16 protein-coding genes are annotated in these 18,075 nt (G+C 57.6%); 9 read left to right on the forward strand and 7 right to left on the reverse strand.

The genetic code is table 11. The features are described 5' to 3' along the window. Positions 1-3: 3 nt before the first annotated feature. From ACP151_RS03950 to ACP151_RS03965, 4 genes are all read left to right on the forward strand, one after another. Complete coding sequence (locus tag ACP151_RS03950) at positions 4-3,129, forward strand: efflux RND transporter permease subunit (protein ID WP_424977554.1); 3,126 nt, start codon at positions 4-6, stop codon at positions 3,127-3,129. Between the two features lie 780 nt (positions 3,130-3,909). Continuing rightward, positions 3,910-4,875, forward strand: coding sequence for a TAXI family TRAP transporter solute-binding subunit (locus ACP151_RS03955; protein WP_424977555.1), 966 nt, complete (start codon positions 3,910-3,912; stop codon positions 4,873-4,875). Positions 4,876-4,985: 110 nt separating this feature from the next. Continuing rightward, positions 4,986-7,595, forward strand: coding sequence for a TRAP transporter permease (locus ACP151_RS03960; protein WP_424977556.1), 2,610 nt, complete (start codon positions 4,986-4,988; stop codon positions 7,593-7,595). Next, positions 7,592-8,023 (forward strand): universal stress protein, encoded by a 432-nt coding sequence (locus tag ACP151_RS03965; protein ID WP_424977557.1) that lies wholly within the window; start codon positions 7,592-7,594, stop codon positions 8,021-8,023. Before ACP151_RS03960 ends, ACP151_RS03965 begins: the two co-directional genes overlap by 4 nt. Before the next feature lie 28 nt (positions 8,024-8,051). Here ACP151_RS03965 and ACP151_RS03970 read toward each other — a convergent pair whose 3' ends face one another. From ACP151_RS03970 to ACP151_RS03980, 3 genes are read right to left on the reverse strand one after another with little or no spacing between them, the layout of a single operon-like run. After that, positions 8,052-9,101 carry a lipocalin-like domain-containing protein gene (locus ACP151_RS03970; protein ID WP_424977558.1) on the reverse strand — a complete coding sequence of 350 codons (1,050 nt, stop codon included), beginning with the start codon at positions 9,099-9,101 and terminating at the stop codon, positions 8,052-8,054. Then, positions 9,091-11,505, reverse strand: coding sequence for an ABC transporter permease (locus ACP151_RS03975; protein ID WP_424977559.1), 2,415 nt, complete (start codon positions 11,503-11,505; stop codon positions 9,091-9,093). The genes ACP151_RS03970 and ACP151_RS03975 overlap by 11 nt, the downstream gene beginning before the upstream one ends. Further along, complete coding sequence (locus ACP151_RS03980) at positions 11,502-12,158, reverse strand: ABC transporter ATP-binding protein (protein ID WP_424977560.1); 657 nt, start codon at positions 12,156-12,158, stop codon at positions 11,502-11,504. Before ACP151_RS03980 ends, ACP151_RS03975 begins: the two co-directional genes overlap by 4 nt. Before the next feature lie 191 nt (positions 12,159-12,349). Between ACP151_RS03980 and ACP151_RS03985 the strand changes: the two genes are divergently transcribed. Then, on the forward strand, positions 12,350-12,799 hold the full coding sequence (locus ACP151_RS03985) for an ion channel (protein ID WP_424977561.1): 450 nt from the start codon (positions 12,350-12,352) through the stop codon (positions 12,797-12,799). 231 nt (positions 12,800-13,030) lie between these two features. Here ACP151_RS03985 and ACP151_RS03990 read toward each other — a convergent pair whose 3' ends face one another. Next, complete coding sequence (locus ACP151_RS03990; RefSeq protein WP_424977603.1) at positions 13,031-13,213, reverse strand: hypothetical protein; 183 nt, start codon at positions 13,211-13,213, stop codon at positions 13,031-13,033. On the opposite strand from ACP151_RS03990, the gene ACP151_RS03995 reads away from it, so the two are divergent. Together ACP151_RS03995 and ACP151_RS04000 are read left to right on the forward strand one after the other, a co-directional pair. Further along, positions 13,137-13,919 (forward strand): YihY/virulence factor BrkB family protein, encoded by a 783-nt coding sequence (locus ACP151_RS03995; RefSeq protein WP_424977562.1) that lies wholly within the window; start codon positions 13,137-13,139, stop codon positions 13,917-13,919. The two genes, ACP151_RS03990 and ACP151_RS03995, sit on opposite strands and share 77 nt — an antisense overlap. 129 nt (positions 13,920-14,048) lie before the next feature. Next, a complete protein-coding gene (locus ACP151_RS04000; RefSeq protein ID WP_424977563.1) occupies positions 14,049-14,237 on the forward strand; it encodes a hypothetical protein in 189 nt (62 codons plus the stop codon). Here the strand turns inward: ACP151_RS04000 and ACP151_RS04005 are convergent. From ACP151_RS04005 to ACP151_RS04015, 3 genes are read right to left on the reverse strand one after another with little or no spacing between them, the layout of a single operon-like run. Further along, positions 14,234-14,959, reverse strand: coding sequence for an RlmE family RNA methyltransferase (locus tag ACP151_RS04005; protein ID WP_424977564.1), 726 nt, complete (start codon positions 14,957-14,959; stop codon positions 14,234-14,236). The genes ACP151_RS04000 and ACP151_RS04005 overlap by 4 nt on opposite strands. Positions 14,960-15,011: 52 nt before the next feature. Next, entirely contained in the window at positions 15,012-15,380 is a 369-nt protein-coding gene (locus ACP151_RS04010) for a hypothetical protein (protein ID WP_424977565.1), read from the reverse strand. A 42-nt stretch (positions 15,381-15,422) separates the two neighbouring features. Further along, positions 15,423-16,535, reverse strand: coding sequence for a Ppx/GppA phosphatase family protein (locus tag ACP151_RS04015; RefSeq protein WP_424977566.1), 1,113 nt, complete (start codon positions 16,533-16,535; stop codon positions 15,423-15,425). Positions 16,536-16,820: 285 nt separating this feature from the next. On the opposite strand from ACP151_RS04015, the gene ACP151_RS04020 reads away from it, so the two are divergent. Together ACP151_RS04020 and ACP151_RS04025 are read left to right on the forward strand one after the other, a co-directional pair. Then, positions 16,821-17,117 (forward strand): virulence factor, encoded by a 297-nt coding sequence (locus ACP151_RS04020; protein WP_424977567.1) that lies wholly within the window; start codon positions 16,821-16,823, stop codon positions 17,115-17,117. A 26-nt stretch (positions 17,118-17,143) separates the two neighbouring features. Then, a complete protein-coding gene (locus ACP151_RS04025; protein WP_424977568.1) occupies positions 17,144-18,070 on the forward strand; it encodes a methylenetetrahydrofolate reductase in 927 nt (308 codons plus the stop codon). Positions 18,071-18,075: the final 5 nt, after the last annotated feature.

The raw sequence follows: 18,075 nt of genomic DNA on the forward strand, positions 1-18,075 counted from the left end.
CGGATGTTCTCCTCAATCTTCATTTCAAGGCCGAAGTTCGCAATCGTCATCTCATTGGTGCTGACGGTCATGGGGGTGATCGGCTACTTTGCGCTGCCGGTTGCGCAGTTTCCTGAAATTACACCGCCAGTTGTGAATGTCACGGCGAGCTATCCCGGAGCCAATGCCGAAACAGTTGAGCAAAGCGTTGCCGCGCCGATTGAAGCACAAGTCAACGGTGTGGACGGGATGCTATACATGTCCTCTACTTCCGCGGACAACGGCAGCTATTCTCTGGCGGTGACCTTTGAAGTGGGCGTTGATCCGGATATCGCTTCGGTCAATGTGCAAAACCGGGTTGCGCAGGCGATGGCAGCGCTGCCTTCGGAAGTCACTGCAAATGGTGTCGTGACCCAGAAAAGCTCATCCAACATGCTGATGGTGGCTGCGATCACTTCACCAAACGGATCCTATGACAGTGTGTTTCTGTCAAACTATGCGGCCATCAATATCAAGGATGCGCTGGCGCGGGTGAATGGTGTTGGCAAGTCTGACATCCTGACCAATTTCGAATACGCTATGCGGGTCTGGCTTGATCCGAACAAGATGGCGGGCCTTGGCATATCACCTGGCGATGTCATCAACGCAGTGCGCGAACAAAACATCGAAGTGTCGGCCGGTCAGGTGGGGGCGCCGCCGGTGCCGGGCGACCAGGTGTTCCAATATACGATCAAATCCAAGGGGCGTCTGACTGAAGTCAGCGAGTTCGAGGATATCGTGATCCGCACGGGTGATGGCGGCAGCACGGTCCGCCTGAAGGACATCGCCAAAGTGGAACTGGGGGCCTCGAACTACAGCTCTTCGGGGTATTTCGACGGGGTGCCGGCAACCATTCTGGCGGTTTATCAGGCGCCGGGGGCCAATGCGCTTGATGTCTCCCAAAAGGTGCTGGCTGAGATGGACCGGCTTTCCGCAGCTTTCCCGGATGATGTTTCTTATGCCATTCCCTTCAATACCACGGATTTCGTGGAACAGTCGCTGAATGATGTGATCTCCACCCTGATGATGACCTTCGTGCTGGTGATCTCGGTGGTCTTCATCTTCCTCGGTTCAATCCGGGCCACCATCATTCCAGCAGTGGCTATCCCGGTTTCGTTGATTGGCACCTTTGCCTTTCTTCTGCTGCTTGGCATGTCGCTGAACACCATTTCCCTGTTTGCGTTGGTGCTGGCGATTGGCATCGTGGTGGATGACGCCATCGTGGTGGTAGAGAATGTTGAACGGATCATCGCCGAGGAGGGGCTGTCTCCGCCGGATGCGACCCGTAAGGCAATGGGTCAGATTACCGGTCCAGTGATCGCCACCACGCTGGTCCTGCTGGCGGTGTTTGTGCCGGTCACCTTTATGCCGGGGATCACCGGAAGGCTGTATTCGCAATTTGCGGTGACGATTTCGGTTGCGGTCGTGATCTCCTCCGTCAATGCGCTGACGTTGTCTCCGGCGCTGTGCGCAATTGTTCTCAAACGCCGTTCAGGCCCGGCCAGGGGTCTGCTTGCGATGTTTGAGAACATGATCGGCGGGGTGCGTAGCGGCTATCTGAGCGTGGTGACCAGGCTACTGCGGCTGCCGGTGATCGGGTTGGCAATCATTGCGGCGGTGGCCTTTGGTACCAGCGCGGTATTTAACTCTACTTCCAAAGGGTTTTTGCCAGCCGAAGACAATGGCTACCTGTTTGTCGACGTTCAGCTTCCGGATGCGGCAGCTCTTGGGCGGACTGAGACCGTGACGCGCCGGATTGATGAGCAGATCCGCCAGATCCCAGGCGTACAGGGCACCGTTCTGGTCAATGGGTTCAGCTTGCTGAATGGTGCCAGCGCAAATGGTGCGATGATCATCGCCAATCTGGCGCCTTGGGATGATCGGCAGGATGCAGCGCTGCAGCCTAAAGCGATCCTCGGCCAGATTTACGGCATCGCCAATGGTGAGGCCGCGGCCAGCATTGTTGCTTTCAACCCGCCGCCTATTTCCGGTCTGGGCATGTCGGCCGGTGTCGAGATGGCAATACAACAGACCGCAGGCGGAACTCCGCAGGATCTGGCTCAATCAGTTGGTTCGTTGGTCTATTCCGCCAATCAGCGCCCTGAGATTGCTCAGTCCTACACCACTTTCCGGGCCAATGTGCCCCAGGTGTTTGTCGATTTGGACCGGGAAAAGGCCAAGACGCTGAATGTGTCCATTGCCGAAGTGTTCCAGACCATGCAGGCGCACCTTGGGTCATATTACGTCAACGACTTCAATCTGTTTGGCCGGGTTTACAAGGTGATGCTGCAGGCAGAGGGGTCTTACCGCGACAAGATCGAAGACATCGGCGGTCTTTACGTGCGCGCGCAATCGGGCGAGATGGTGCCGCTGTCGACACTGATCGATGTCGAAAATGTGCTGGGGCCAGTGCTTCTGAAGCGGCACAATATCTTCCGCTCTGCAACGGTCACTGCGGTTCCGGCGCCTGGCCTGTCTACTGGCGATGCCATCCGGGTGATGCAAGAGGAGGCCGCAACGGCACTGCCACCGGGTTACGCCTTTGAATGGACGGGCACTGCGCAGCAGCAGCTTGATTCAGCAGGGATGGTCACCGTGATCCTGGCGATGGCGGTGCTGTTCGCCTACTTGTTCCTGGTTGGGCAGTACGAAAGCTGGACCATGCCCGTGGCGATTTTGCTGTCAGTGATCGTGGCGCTGTTCGGTGCTGTGGCGGCAGTGGCCTTGGCGGGCAATGATATCAATCTCTACACCCAGATCGGGATGATTATGCTGATTGGTTTGGCTTCCAAGAATGCGATTCTGATCGTAGAATTTGCAATGGAGCAGCGGGCAGCAGGCCTGTCTATCATCAAGGCCGCACAGGAAGCCGCCAAACAGCGTTTCCGGGCGGTGATGATGACGGCGTTGTCCTTCCTGCTGGGGGTGGTACCGTTGCTGATCGCATCGGGGGCAGGGGCTGCCAGCCAAAAGGCGATTGGCATAGCGGTCTTCGGCGGCATGCTTGCAGCCACCGTGGTTGGTGTCATTGTCGTTCCGGTGCTCTACGCAATGATGCAGGGCTTGCGTGAACGGATCAAAGGGCAGCCTGAACCCAGCCCGGCCGAATAGTTTGGCCTCTGCCGGCAACTTTTGAGTTGCCGGCATATCTCATCAAGCCGAAGAGAATTGCGAAAAAGCGTCAGCCAGCCTGCCGGGCCCGAAGGCCGCGTTGGTGTGCCTCAGACAGGATCAAGTCCCATTTTCGTGGTGTGCACCTGAATTCGGGCTCCACGTCGCAGGTCAGCGGAGCGCTGACTTCTCGTGGCAGCCGACGGGCCTGTGCAGAAACGCAACGCTCCAACGACCAAAAGTCCGTCAAGGACGGATTGTTGAAAATGACTTGGCTCAGCAGCATTGCTGCAAGCTCCCCGTTAATTGTTGGTTATGGCCACAGTGTTTATTGAATCGTGGCTCAACTTTTTTTATGACCAGTTTGTTACCCGGATTTCATCAGTTTGTCACTGGTTCTTTTTAAAGATGCAATTGCTGTAAGAATTGCTTGAAATGCCCCCAGGCACCGGAGGGCAAGCAACGATCTGCGAATCGTGCTCAGAGAGGCATCACGCGCAAGTAATTTCTTCGCGCAACGGTGTAACAGCGGGCTAAAGGTTGCGGGGAAAAATCCCCAAGTCGCATCATTAATAGGAAATAATCCCAAATTAGGGTGCGACAATAAATAGCACTCTTGACTTGCGAAGAGGGCAGTGAAACGCTTCTGCGCGTGCGAAATAATCCGCACGCAGTTCGACTGAAGTGCCGGAATGATGGGCTGCAGCCACGCCGCAGATCATACGTTCCGATCCTTTCGGCTGGGCTGCAAATCATAAGACAAGTGGGAGAGACTTGAACATGAAACACACCAAACTGGCTATCGGTGCATTGGTGGCTGCGTCCTTTTCGGCGCCAGCAGCATTTGCTCAGGAATACATCACCATCGGCACCGGCGGTGTGACCGGCGTTTACTATCCGACCGGCGGCGCCATTTGCCGTCTGGTGAACAAGGGCCGCAAAGAGCACGGGTTTAAGTGCGCCGTCGAATCTACCGGCGGTTCGGTCTACAACATCAACACCATCCGCGAAGGCGAGCTGCAGTTCGGCGTCGCCCAGTCGGACTGGCAGTACCACGCGTATAACGGCACTTCCAAGTTCGAAGATGCCGGTGCGTTTGAAGGCCTGCGCGCAGTGTTTTCGGTTCACCCTGAACCCTTTACTGTTGTCGCGCGTGCCGATGCGAACATCTCTTCCTTTGATGATATCAAAGGCAAACGTGTGAACATCGGCAACCCTGGTTCCGGCGCTCGCGGCACCATGGAAGTGCTGATGGAAGCCAAGGGCTGGGGCATGGAAGATTTTGCGCTGGCAACAGAGCTGAAGCCTGCCGAGCAAGCAGCAGCACTGTGTGACAATCAGATCGACGCAATGGTGTTTACCGTGGGCCACCCTTCCGGAACAATTCAGGAAGCCACAACAGCCTGCGATTCCGTTCTGGTGGCAGTGGACGGCGAAGCGGTTGACAAACTGGTTGCCGACAACTCGTTCTATCGCACCGCGACCGTTCCTGGCGGGATGTACCGTGGTTCGGATTCTGACACGCAAACCTTTGGCGTGGGTGCGACATTCGTAACCTCCGCTGATGTGTCCGAAGATGCCGTTTACGCAGTCGTCAGCTCAGTCTTCGAGAACTTCGACGCTTTCAAGAAGCTGCACCCGGCATTCTCTCACCTGCAGCCCGAACAGATGATCGCAGACGGTCTGTCTGCTCCTCTGCACGCAGGTGCAGCCAAATACTACAAAGAAAAAGGCTGGATTGAATAATCCGCCGATTTTCAAAAACGGGGCGCAGTAGCGCCCCGTTTCATTCCCTGTGATCAGGGATCAAGACATTGAGGCCGCATCATGTTTGACGGCCCGAGGGGAGATTATCCATGACATCCGATGCTCAGGGAAATCGACCACTTAGCGAAGAAGAACTTCAGGAGCTCGTAGCGTCCTCTGACGCCGGTGCCCGCAACCCGGTTGGGAGTGTGGGTCTGTTCCTTGCGATCGTCGCAGTTATCTGGTCTGTTTTCCAAGTCATCCTGGCCTCACCGCTGGCCAATCAGCTGCTGCCTGGCAGTGTGATAAACAACTCGCGCCAAATCCATTTGGCCTTTGCCATTTTTCTGGCCTATGCTGCATATCCCGCCTTTAAGTCCAGCCCGCGCGGCTACATCCCGGTTCAGGATTGGATTTTTGCCATCGCAGGCACAGGGATCGCCCTGTACGGCTATGTTTTTTATCAGAAAGTTGTCGATTCCGGCGGCCTCGCAGATGACGTGGACAAATGGTTTGCGCTGGGGGGGCTGATCCTCCTGTTCGAAGCAGCCCGCCGCGCGCTTGGCCCGGCTATGGCGATCATTGCGACCATCTTCCTTGCCTATGTCTTCTTTGGATCTTCTGAATGGGTTCCCGAAGTCATCCGCTGGAAGGGCGCCAGCCTGAAAAAGGCGATGAGCCATATGTGGATCACGTCAGAGGGCGTTTTTGGTATTGCTCTGGGTGTCTCCACGAAATTTGTCTTCCTGTTTGTGTTGTTTGGCGCGCTGCTGGATAAGGCAGGGGCTGGCAACTATTTCATCAAGATGGCGTTTGGCGCGCTCGGCCACCTGCGCGGCGGCCCGGCGAAAGCTGCTGTTGTGGGGTCGGCTGCAACCGGTCTGATTTCCGGTTCCTCAATCGCCAACGTTGTCACCACAGGTACCTTCACCATTCCACTGATGAAGCGGGTTGGCTTCACCTCCGAGCAGGCCGGCTCGGTCGAAGTGGCATCCTCTGTGAACGGCCAGATCATGCCGCCGGTGATGGGGGCTGCGGCCTTCTTGATGGTGGAATATGTGGGCATTCCCTATGTCGAGGTGATCACCCATGCCTTCCTGCCGGCCGCGATTTCCTACATCGCGCTGGTCTATATCGTGCATCTGGAAGCGGTGAAGCGGAACATGCCGACCCTGGGCAACCGTGTTGTGTCCATGGGCCGCACGATTGGTGGAATGGCGCTGTTCTTTGCTGGCTTTGCCGCGCTTTGCTATGGTGTGCAGTACCCTGTGAAGTGGATTGTTGCCGCAATACCAGGCGCCTCCGGGCTGGCTCTGGCTGCCTTGCTGACAGCGGTTTACGTCGCCCTGCTGTGGCTGGCCTCAAGCGTAGACGATCTGGTTCCGGATGACCCGAATGCCAAGGAGGTCGAGCTGCCTGTCGTGGCAGAGATTTACAAGGCCGGTCTGCATTACCTGCTGCCGATCATCGTACTGGTCTACTTTCTGATGATTGAGCAGAAATCTCCGGGCCTTTCGGCTTTCTGGGCGACCGCGCTGCTGTTTGTGATCCTTCTGACCCAGAAACCGCTCAAGGCGATCTTTCGCGGCCAAAGCAATATGGCCAATTCCTTTATGGAAGGCGTCCATGACCTGTGGAACGGGCTGATTGACGGTGCGCGCAACATGATCGGTATTGCGCTGGCCACGGCCACTGCCGGGGTGATCGTTGGAACCGTGACACTGACCGGTGTCGGGCAGGTGATGTCTGAACTGGTTGAGTTCATCTCGGGCGGCAACCTGATCCTGATGCTGGTGATGGTCGGTATCCTGTCGCTGGTTCTGGGCATGGGGTTGCCGACCACCGCCAACTACATCGTTGTCAGCTCGCTGATGGCCGGTGTGGTGGTGGAACTGGGCGCGCAGTCGGGCCTCATCGTGCCGCTGATCGCTGTGCATCTGTTTGTGTTCTATTTCGGGATTATGGCCGATGTGACACCGCCTGTTGGATTGGCCAGCTTTGCCGCGGCGGCTGTATCGGGCGGTGATGCGATCCGTACGGGCTTTATTGCCTTCTTCTACTCCTTGCGGACCGTGGCACTGCCGTTTGTGTTTATCTTCAACACAGATCTTCTGCTGATTGATGTGACATGGACACAAGGCATCCTTGTGGCCATATCGGCCACCATCGCCATCCTGGTCTTTACTGCTGGCACTATGGGCTATTTCATCAGCCGCAGCCGTATCTATGAAAGCATCCTGCTGATCTTTGCAGCCTTTGCGCTGTTCCGTCCGGACTTCTTCATGGACCGGGTGATGCCGCCTTATGAACAGGTGACACCGGCCCAGCTGGTTCAGGCTCTGGATGAGGCCGAGGCAGGGGCGGAGTTCAGGATCACGGTCCAAGGCCCTGATTTTGATACCTCCGAGATCAAGGGCACGACCATGATCCTGACCGCTGATGGCACTGGTGGCCAGCAGATGGTCGATGCCTATGGCCTGCTGCTGTTGGAGGAAGACGGCCTAGTAAAGCTGGATGAGCCGATGTTCGGCACCCCGGCGGCGCCCAATCTGGAGAGCTTTGATTTCTACGCCGATGAACCGGTGCAGATTGCAACGATCCAGGCTCCGGCCAGCCAGTTGCCCAAGGAGCTGATCTTCATCCCGGCACTGCTGCTGGTGGCGCTGGTTGCATTGATGCAGCGCGGGCGTGCGCGTGAACAGGAAGGAGTACCGGCATGAGCAAACCCGTTCTTTGCGCTTTGGAACTGAATGACCCTGAACTGGATGAACAGGTCCTGTCTCAGGCTGCGCGCCTGGCAGATCTGGATGGTTCTCAGCTGGATGTGGTGAATGTTCTTCCGGACTTTGGAGAAAGCTGGGTGTCCGGCTTTTTCGAAGAGCACCATCATGAAAAAGCGGTCAAGGACACCTCCCGGCGGCTCAGCGATCTATGCGCCGGGGTCTTGGGAGAAGAGCGTAATGCCAAAGTGCGTCATCTGGTTGCAACCGGGACGGCCTATCAGGAAATCCTGAAAGTCGCTGAAACAGCGGGCAGCAGGCTGATCGTGATCGGCGCGCACAAGCCGGACCTGAAGGATTACCTGCTTGGGCCGAATGCGGCCCGGGTGATCCGGCATTCGGAATGCTCGGTTTTTGTGGTTCGCTGAAGACGAACAGGGGCGCCTTCGGGCGCCCTTATTCATAACCTGTCATCTCCAGATAGCCTTTGCCGGAATGGCTGCCGCTGACCGACACTGGCCCTTCCCAGTATGAAAAGGAGGTGCCCATCCAGCTTTGCGGGTTAAGCGCTTGAATTTCAACGGAAACGTCCTTTTCTGGCAGGCTTGCATGCCAACGCGTAGGGATGTTCCGGCCCTGCACATCGCTGACAGCCAATGCCTCGGCCTGAAAGGCTCCGGGCGTCAACGGCTCTGCCTTGCCCTCTGCAGTTATCCAGGTGCCCGACGTGAAATCACCGGTTTTGCTGCGCAAAAGGAACCCCATCAGCTTTTCGCCGCTGTCAAAGCGGAGCGAAAACCAATCCCAGCCGCTTTGATCCTCTGCAAGCGGCTGACTGGACCATTCCCGGTCGAGCCATCCATGACCCGTGACTTCTACTGGTCCACCCGGCAGCGATAAGGTTCCAGAAACCTGATAGTGCGGCTGGGAATAGTAATGACTGGCCTGGCCGCTTGCGGATTTGACTGAATACCCATGACGGCCGTGCAGCACCAAGGGGCCGTCTGCCGTCAGGTTCAGGGCATAGGAAAATGTCAGGTCATTGACGGAAAGCGAAATCTGTTCAAGGGTTTCATCGACGGAACGCATCTGCCAATCATCCACCCATGCGTTAAAAGGTGCAGTTTCGACGCCGGCCTGACCGACGCCCCCGCGTGCGAGACGTTCGGCGAAAAAATGCTGATCCTGACTGGTCACCGCAGCATGTGCCATCCAGACCTGAGGGCTTTGCCAGCCTCCTGCCTCACCAGGGGCGAGGGCCGATCGAAACAGCGTCCATTGAATGCCGTAGCTGGCGCCGTCTGACCCTTCAAGGTTGGCGGTTAAGTACCACCATTCAATGCGAAAATCCGGATGCGGGCCATGGTCTGAAGGGAAATTTAATCTGGTGCTTTGCTGCGGAATGGCAAAACCCTCTGCGCTCGATCCCAAACCGGCATAGCTTTGCGGCAGGGCTGCCCCGGCCCAAAAGACAGCCATCGTAACAAGGGCAAACTTAACGCTCATTTGCAAACACCTTCAGCAATTCTGCGGGAGCAATGCGGATCAGCCGCCGGGCTGGCAAGACGGCGGCTATGATTGCAGCCAGCAACGCCAGCAGAAACAGCCGAAGCCAATCAAACGGAAACAGATACATAGGTATCTGCCAGCCAAACGCTTCTACATTTATCACAGACAGAAGCGTCCAGGCCAGTACCAGCCCCAACGGAAGAGCCAGGATCGCAGTTGCGGCAGCCAGCAGCAGGCTGCGCAACACCTCACCGGCGGCCAGTTGCCGGCGGCTGGCTCCCATAGCCCAGACCGGCGCGATTTGCGGCAGGCGCTGGTTCCATAGGGTCAGCAAACTCGTCAGCAACGCAAATCCGGCGACGCCCAGTGTCAGCAGGTTCAGCGTTGCCGTTATGACAAAGGTTCTGTCGAAAACTGCCAGGGATCGAGCTTTGATCGTTGCCTGATCAAGGATGCTTTCCGGTGGAATATCAAATTCTTCCCGGATATTTCTAATTATCTCATGGACCTCGGACTGGGCGGCGCGCAGTCCGAAATTGCGGTTGGGAATATTTGGCTCACGCGTCAACAAAGCTGGCAGCGACATCATAGCCTGGCCGTTGGGATTGCCGTAATCAGAATATATCCCGGCGATAGGCAAGTGCCAGTCAGCGCCAAGCTCCAGCGTGTTTCCCGGCACCAGACCGTTGCGACGCGCCAGCTGTTCGTTGATCAGCACGGCCTGACCGCGCGCAGCCTGATCCCAGACATCTGGCAGCGCAGCGATAAGCGGCCAATTTTTGCGGTAAGCGGGATCATCTTCAAAACCGTAGACTCGCAATGGCGCGCCTTTGTATCGGGTGTCATGGTGTCGACGAGGCAGAACGTGAATGCCCTGGGCATGCAGCCACTCCGACAACTCCGCGCCCTGAACATCGTTGGCAGTCGTGACATAGACTTCAGCAAACAGCCGCTGATCCAGCCAGCCAGTAAAGGTCAGGCGGAAACTTGATACCATCGTGCCGACACCAATGTTCGCGGCCAGTGCCAGCATCAAAGCCATCAAGGCCAGGGATATGCCGGGAAGCTGCGCGCGCGCATCAGCCCACAGCCATTCGCCGTATGGTCCTTTTGCAGTTCTGGCCCCTAAAGAGAGGCTGGCGGAAACAAGCAGCGGCAACAGAAGCGCTGCGCCGAGCATTAGGCTTCCCAGAAATGCGAAACCCGCTATAAGTCCATGAAAAAGGTGCAATATAATGCATCCCGCAATGATGATGACTGCACCTAAACCTGCACCAGTCAAATACGAGCGTCTGGCCTGCTGGCCTCGGGCGTGGGTTGCCGGAGCAGCCAGCAGTGGCATGCGCCACAGCATGAAAAGCGCGTGGCCGCCAGCCAGCGCAGTGCCGCCTAGCGTCATGGCAAGACCAGAAAAAATCCAGCTTGGTCGCAGGGAAAGACTCCCGTCCACGGGGACGCCATACAGTCCGCTGAGCGTAGCTTTGACGCCGGGCAACAGTGCTGCTGCCACCAGATAGCCACCTGCAAGCCCAGCTATCCCAGAAACAAGCGCGATTGCAGCCAGCTCCGCAGCAAACAGGCTTGCGAGCAGCCGCATCGGCACGCCGAGACCGCGCAGCGTCCGGGTCATTCCCCGCCGCTGTTCAAGGCTGAGCGCGATGGTTCCTTGGACGATGAACAGGCCGACTGCAAATGAGAGCAGGCCGAAAGCGGTGAGATTCAAGTGAAAACTATCCGTCAGCCGCGCTGCATCCGAAGCGGCCCTGGCCGGGATGAGTGTCAGCTCCGGAGCCAATTCTTCAAGCGGCCGCAGGCCGGGGCGCTGGTCCGGCAGGATCAACAGATAACTCAGGCTGGTCGGCTGCCCGAGCAATCGGCTGGCCAGGCTGAGATCGGCCATTGCGACGCCGCGCGGCAAGCCCGTCATTGAGGTCACGGGATGATCCGTCTGGGATGCATCTAGAAGCGCCGCTGTTTCAGGGTGGGCAAAGATACGGCCTGGTGGCAGCAGAGCATCCAACGCGGGTGCGGAGTCAGCCTCTGCAGCCAGGGCCAACCCCTGAGCTTGCGGGTGCTGCAGCATATCAACGCCCATGATATCAAAGCTTTGCCCTTCGAACCTGATGATACCTTCCAGCACAGGAGCCAACTGCCAGCCGGACCGTCGCAACTCTGCGTAGCGGGCGACAGGGATGGCTCCTGTTTCCGGAACCAGCCGGGCGGCTCCGGCGGTGCCAAGCTGTTCAGCGGCCTGGGAATAGCTTGCGCGTGCCTCGGCGTTGATAGCTTGGACCGCAGACCACAATCCGGCCGCAAGAGCCAGCCCCGTTATCAGCGTTGCTAACTGCAGCGGGTGGCGCCGCCAGTGAGACAGAATGGCCAGAAATGCGGTGGCAGTCATGCAGCGGTGCCGTGACGAAGGTGCAAACGCCGATCCAGCATTTGCGCAATTGCGGCGGAGTGAGTGACGAGAAACAGCGCGGTACCACTTTCACGGACCAGTTCCAGCATCAGCTCCATCACTGCGGCACTGGCGGTTTCATCCAGATTGCCGGTCGGTTCATCTGCGAGCAGAAGTTTGGGCTGCACTGCGAGCGCACGGGCGATCGCCACGCGTTGCTGCTGCCCTCCTGAGAGCTGTTCCGGGTAGTGGTCCTGCAGATCGGATAGGCCTAATCGCGCCTTCAGCCGCGTTCCCCAGCTTGGCTCCCACTTTCCGCCCAGTCGGGCGTGCAGCGCGATATTTTTGTCGACGCTGAGTGAAGGGATCAAGTTAAACTGCTGAAAAACCAAAGAGACATCGCGCCGTCTTAGTGCAGCCCTTTGGCTGTCTGAAAGACTGGACAAACCGGTTCCGTCAATCTCGACCTCACCGCTGTCGAAGTGATCCAGCGCCCCGGCCAGATGAAGCAGGGTGCTTTTGCCGGACCCGCTTTCTCCCGTCAGTGCCAGGCTGCTGCCCGCGCTGAGGTCCAGGGAGATGCCGCGCAGCACAGCCGTTTCCGCCGTCTGACCTGGATAGCGCTTCGTCACATCACGGATTTTCAGAACCATTCTCGGCAACCTTTCCGCCCGGTGCCCCAGATGCTGTCAAGATACTCAATACCCATGCTTCAGGGATGTCCAGCCCGCGCTTCGCACCTCGCAACCAGTGTCTCAGCCTGTAAGGCGGGGTTTGCCTATTGCGGTCGGGATTTCTAAGGTGGCGTCACGGGGTACCAAAAAGCTTAGAACGGAGGCGCAGGATGACGCTGTGGAACCAGCTGCTGTGGGGGTCAATCTACCTCAGCGCTTGCCTGATCCTCGAGATTTCTATCCTTGTTTGGTGTGCGACAGTGCTGAGCAGGCTCTCTCAGCGGTTTGTCAAACCTCATCGTCCCTGGCAGCTGGGGCTGATGCTTTTAGTTGCCATTTTTATTATTCTTGGCAGCCATACGACACAGGTCTGGATCTGGTCTGCGGCTTTTGTCCTGGTGGGTGCGATTTCAGATTGGAATACTTCAGTCTATTTCTCGCTGGTGACCTATACGACGCTTGGCTATGGCGATGTCGTTCTGGGCCCGGCTTTGAGAATCTTCGCGGCCTTTGCTGCGGTTACGGGGCTGTTTGGATTCGGGATCAGCACGGCTTTCCTTGTCGGCGCAATGGGGCGGCTGTTTTCCATTAATGGACAGCATTCTGGCGAGGAAACCTAAAGCAGATGCGCCTGCTCACGACTACGGTTTTCCGGTGGTTTTCAAAGTTGATCCGAAAGCAGCCGTCCAGGCGTCGACTAAGGCGACCGTGCCAGTCATTATCCAGAACATCTCGCGGCTCCAAATCTGATTGTTTCTGAGTTTAATTCGGCAAGCGGGGGCTGCCATGTCCGGCGCGGTCTTACAGTCATAAGCTGTCCGGGGCCTTTGATTTCGGCTGGCATTTTTTCATCAGTTGTGGAACCGTTCGGCCATGCCAATCCTTCCTCCATTCCACATGTGGCCAGCCTGTTTGATTGCGGCCGCGCGCCGTTTCAACAGAAAAAATGGCTGGGTGATGAGCAGCCATATCGCCATGTCGATGATGCTGGCGCTGTTTCCGTTTGTTTTGTTCACGGTGGCGCTGGCCGGCACCGTTGCCGGTGTCTTTTCTCAGAACTTGGAAATGGACAGAATGACCGATCTCGTTTTCGGAGCTTGGCCCGAGTCGGTTGCCCGGCCGATCCTCGCAGAGGTGGAAGCGGTCCTGCGCACGTCAAGCACGCAGCTGGCGACGCTGGGGGGGATCTTTGCGCTGTATTTTGCCTCCAATGGCGTTGAAGCTGTGCGCGTTGCTCTGGTGCAGGCGTATCATGATACCGACACCCGGCCGTTCTGGAAGACGCGCGCAATATGTATCGGGCTTGTTATCCTCGGAGGAACCGGGATTTTGGCTGCGGCGGTGTTTGAGGTTCTGCTGCCGCTCTATGTGCGTCATCTGGCTGATTTACTTCCGTTTGGGCAGCCTTCAGGACAATGGGAGAAGGGGCTGAGCGGCCTGTTCGCCGTCTTTTTACCGGTGGGCGCAGTCTTGTGTTTTCACGTGATCCTGCCGGGGCGGGTTCACCGTTTGCGGAGAATACTGCCCGGTGCGATCCTGACGTTGTTTCTGTGGTTGGTCTGTGGCAGCGGCTTTGCCTTCTATGTCACATCTTTTGCACAGTACTCAGCTACTTATGCAGGGCTTGCAGGCGCAATGGCTGCAATGATTTTTCTCTATCTCAATTCCGCAATCCTGATTCTGGGGGCCGAGTTCAATGGCGCATTGATCGACATGGCCAACACGATGGGGCGGAAATAGAGGCTGCGGTTTTGCTGCAACTGTTTCCAATTTTTCAACAATAAGGCGGTCACGCCACAATTGCGCCCATTTGCCAACTCAATCGCTCTTTAGATCTGCAAGAAAGCTGCGGATCCAGAAGGGGCCATCATGACAAAACTGCAAAACAAACTGCGTCGCATGCGTTTGTTGGATCTGATCCGGCAGCGGAGTACGGCAAGCCAAGCGACCTGCAATCTAAGGGTTTCGAGGCTTGCTGAGGAGGACGGCGAGGAAGCCGTTCTGCTGCGCACTCAGGCCTCCCTGTCGCTGACCGCGCCTTACGGCCGCCGTATCTAATCCGCTGAGCCGCGGAAACCGGTGGCCACCACAAATTTTTCTGAGCTGTCCGACCGGGAGGAGGGCGGCTTGATGTTCATCACCTTGGTGAACTTCTGCTTTAGCAGTTTCTGAAGTTCACCTTCGGCGCCGCCGGCCAGAACCTTGGCCACAAAGGTGCCGCCGTCTTCCAGAACGTCAAAGGCAAAATAGGCGGCTGTTTCACACAGTGAAATGATCCGCATATGGTCGGTTTGCTTGTGCCCGGAACTTGCTGCGGCCATGTCCGACATCACCACATCCGCTTTGCCGCCCAGCCATTCCTTGACCTTCTCATCCGCCCCGTCGTCCATGAAGTCGAGCTGATGGAATTCTGCTCCTGCCAGTGGTTCGACCTCCTGCAGGTCGACGCCGATAATACGGCCAACAGCCTTGCCAGGCTTTTCTCCCAGCGCGTTGATCCGCTTGACCGCCACTTGCGCCCAGCCGCCCGGAGCGCAGCCCAGGTCGACCACCCGGGCGCCATTCAGCAGAAACCGGTACCTGTCGTCCAGCTCCATGATCTTGTAGGCCGCCCGGCCGCGATAGCCTTCGGCCTGGGCACGTTTCACATATGGATCGTTCAGCTGCCGCTGCAGCCAGCGGGTCGAGCTAAGCTTACGGCCACGCGCCGTCTTCACGTTCACCTTCAGATCGCGCAGCCCGCGGCCGGATGTGTTTTTACCAGTGGGGGTCTTTGCCATGTGCGTTTTCTCCGACGGTGAAGGCTGCAGATAACCTCTTGGCGGTCCTTGATCAAGGAGCACCTTTTTCAGCACTCAAGCCAAGCTCCGGCCACGGCGCGGAAATGCCGAACAGCAGATACCCTAGAGCATTCGCCATCTTTTGCCAGAACCCGTTTTTCGCAGGGGCTGGCTCTGCGGGTGCTGTGTTTACCAATGGTTCAGAAAGCCCTGCTTGGATCGCGCGCAGATATTCTGAGGCCTCCCGGGCTTCCCCGGTTGGCACTTTGATCGGGACGCCGCCCAGGGCCAGGCTTTGATGCGGCAACAGTGTAACTGTGTTGACCCCAGGACAAAAAACCCGAAACCCGGCGACTTCTAAGGCCGAAACTGTGACGGAAACAGTGCTGAACCGGTAAGCTACGGCGACGGTCGAAAACATGTGAGACCTCAGAAAAAGTCATTGAAACAATGAACTATCCAGCTAATAGGGGCCATCTTCCAAAACGCCATCCGCGCTCATCTGTGCATAAAGCAGGCCTTCGCGCAGGCCGCGGTCGGCAACAGACAGCCGGTCCGTCGGCCAGCAGCGCAACAGCGCCTGCAGGATGGCTGAACCTGACATGATAAGGGCTTGCCTGTCCTCGCCAATGCGGGGATCGCGGCGACGGCCCAGGGGGCCGAGTTCCAGATAGCCGCGGATCACTTTATCGATCTGATCGCTGGTCATCCGCAGGCCGTCGACCTTGGTCCGGTCATAGCGCTTGAGCCCAAGATGGGTTGCAGCCACCGTGGTCACGGTTCCGGATGTGCCAACGATCTGAAAACCGGCGCGCGTCTGCTCGTCCTTGTAGGGGGCAAAATCTGCCAGATTTTCCTCGAAGAACCAGCTCATCAGGGCAAATCGCGCGGCATCGTCTTCGACATCATTGAACTGATCGCGCAGCGTGGCAACGCCCAGCGGTACAGAGATCCAATCAACAACCTTGGCTGCGGGGAAGGGGCTTTCGGTCGGATGAAACCCGTTGTGCAACCGCATGATGGCTGAAGGGCGGTCGCGCCGTGGCACAGAAGAAATGTCAATCCACACCAATTCGGTCGAACCGCCGCCGATATCAACCACCAGCAGCTGCTCTGTTTTGGTAGACACCAGGGGGGCACAGGAGATAACCGCCAGCCTGGCTTCTTCCTCCGGCTGGATAATTTCCAACGTAAGCCCGGTTTCCCGTTTCACCTGACGGATGAAATCGCGCGCGTTCTTGGCACGACGGCAGGCTTCGGTCGCCACCAGACGCATCCGACTGACTTTGTTGCGCTTAAGTTTTTGCTGACAGATCCGAAGCGCTTGAATGGTGCGCGCCATCGAAGACCGCGACAACCGCCCGGTCCGCTCCAGCCCGGCACCCAATTGTACCGATTTGGAGAAACTGTCGACCACATGAATACCGCTGCCCTTGGGCTGGGCGATCAGCATGCGGCAGCTATTTGTACCCAAATCCAACGCCGCATAAAGCGCATCAGGATCGGGTCGGGCCGGTGCAGGAGTCTCAACCGCCTTGGGAAACGCGCCCGCACCTTTCGAGCGCCTGGGCGCCATGATTCACGCCCTCCGATTATCGTGTTAATAATGACCATAGGTGTGCAGTTGCAGCGGCGCAAGCGCTTGGAGACAGGAAGAAGAGCAATTTCCGCCGTCTGCAAGATTTCTCATAATTCACATGAATATTTTTGCCAAAGCCCGCTGTGGCTATCACAATGCGACAAAGCTAGGGTCGCGGTAGAAAAACGTCGCTCAATCCCATCGTGTTGTCGAAAATCGACCAACCTGCCGAGCGCCGCCGCTCTAGAACGTGGTCTATCCAGGCTAGAAGGAAATCAGGGCATGCCCGACGTTACGATCGTATACTGGCGCGACATTCCCGCGCAGGTCATCGTTGGCAAAGGCCGCCGCGGTGCTAAGCGTCAGCTCGAAGAACGGTTCGAGCAGGCTATTGACCGCGCGGCAATGAAGGTGAACGCCAAGGACGCCGACGCCTATCTGGCGGAGTGGCGCAAGGCTGCTCCCTTTGCCGCCGAAGGCGAGCCAGCTGATATTGCCGAATCTGAGGCAACCCGCCTGGAAACGGAATATGATCAGGACCGCCTGAAGGCGCTGATCGCAAACGACGGATGGGCGTGAGCCTGACACCACTATGGGAGGCCGTGATGGCTTTGCTGAACTTTAAGAAACGCGATTCTGGTGCGGGCCAAACCGCCACTCCCGAAATGGAGGCCTTCCTGAAGGGCTATTCCATCGAGGTGATGCCGCGCACCGCCGCCAAGGTCGAAGATTTCCGCGACTTGCTGCCTGCCGGCACCCGCGTTTACATTGCGCATATCGAAGGCACCCCCATCGAAGACATGGTGGACACTGCCAAGCGCATTGCGGGCGAAGGCTATGACGTGATGCCGCATTTCCCGGCCCGCATCATCAAGGACAAGGCGACCCTGGGCGACTGGATCAACCGTTATCAGGGTGAAGCCGGCGTCAAGCAGGGCCTGATTCTGGCGGGCGGCGTTGCCAAGCCGCATGGTGACTTTGACTCCTCGATGCAGCTGCTGGAAACCGGCCTGTTCGATCAGGCGGGCTTTACCAACCTGCATGTTGCAGGACACCCCGAGCCGAACCTGGACATCGACCCCAAAGGCGGGCGCGCAAACACCTATGCGGCGCTGGACTGGAAACAGGAATTCTCCAAGCGCACCGACGCTGAGATGGCGCTGGCCACCCAGTTCTGCTTTGAAGCCCAGCCGGTCATCGAATGGGTGAACGAGCTGAACGAGCGCGGCATGAATCTGCCGGTTCACATTGGTATCGCCGGTCCGGCCAAGCTGCAGACCATGATCAAGTTCGCAATCGCCTGCGGTGTCGGCCCGTCGTTGAAAGTTCTGCAGAAACGTGCCAAGGACGTCTCCAAGCTGCTGCTGCCGCATGAGCCGGGCGAAATTCTGGCCGATCTGGCAGCCCACAAGGCCGCCAACCCGGAGTTCCAGATCGAGAAGGTCCACTTCTTCCCGCTGGGCGGCATCAAGACCAATGCCACCTGGGCAATCAACAACGGCGGCGACTCTGCCAAGCCGGTTAACTCCTGAGACGC

Source organism: Leisingera sp. S232 (genome assembly GCF_049800895.1).
Taxonomy (GTDB): Bacteria; Pseudomonadota; Alphaproteobacteria; order Rhodobacterales; family Rhodobacteraceae; genus Leisingera.